Annotated in this window: 1 protein-coding gene; it reads left to right on the top strand. The window is 68.3% G+C overall.

Going from position 1 to position 678, the window contains the following annotated elements; all coding sequences use genetic code 11:
• Positions 1 to 118: 118 nt before the first annotated feature.
• Positions 119 to 678 (top strand): transposase (locus GGG17_RS15060; protein WP_195849252.1); only part of this gene is annotated, 560 nt, incomplete at its 3' end.

Below are 678 nucleotides of genomic sequence, written 5' to 3'. Positions count from 1 at the left end.
GTAAGAGTCCCGTGGAGTGGTGGGGTTTGGGGAGTGGGTGTGGCTCCCTGACGTAGAGGGGTCATCGGCGAGATGCTCGGTGTGTACCGCCAAGTACTCACCAGAGGAGATCTCACCGATGACCCTTCCCCAGTCTGCCGTGTCCGACCTGCTGGACGCACTTCGCGCCGGCGAGGGCGTGGACCTGGTGCGCGAGTCCGTGCGCATGGTCCTGCAAGAGCTGATCGAGACCGAGGCCGCGCAGGTGATCGGCGCCGCCCGGTACGAGCGCGCACCGGGGCGGACCACCGAGCGCAACGGCAGCCGCCCGAAGCTGCTGACGACCAAAGGCGGCGACGTCACCGTGGCGGTCCCCAAGCTGCGCCAGGGCAGCTTCTTCCCCTCCGTCCTGGAGCCACGGCGCCGGATCGACCAAGCGCTGTACGCGGTCGTGATGCAGGCCTACGTCCACGGCATGTCCACCCGCTCCGTCGACGACCTGGTGGTCGCCCTGGGCGGTACCGGCATCTCCAAGTCCGAGGTGTCTCGGATCTGTGCCGGCCTGGACGAGGCCATCGGCGCGTTCCGCACCCGCCGCCTGGATCACGCCCGGTTTCCCTACGTCTATCTGGACGCGACCTATCTGCACGTGCGCACCGAGGCCGCCATGGTGGTCTCCAAAGCCGTCGTGGTCGCCAC

This window comes from Arsenicicoccus cauae (assembly GCF_009707125.1).
GTDB lineage: Bacteria > Actinomycetota > Actinomycetes > Actinomycetales > Dermatophilaceae > Arsenicicoccus > Arsenicicoccus cauae.
Note: the sequence above shows the minus strand (reverse complement) of the source record. Positions and strands in the feature narration are given on the sequence as shown.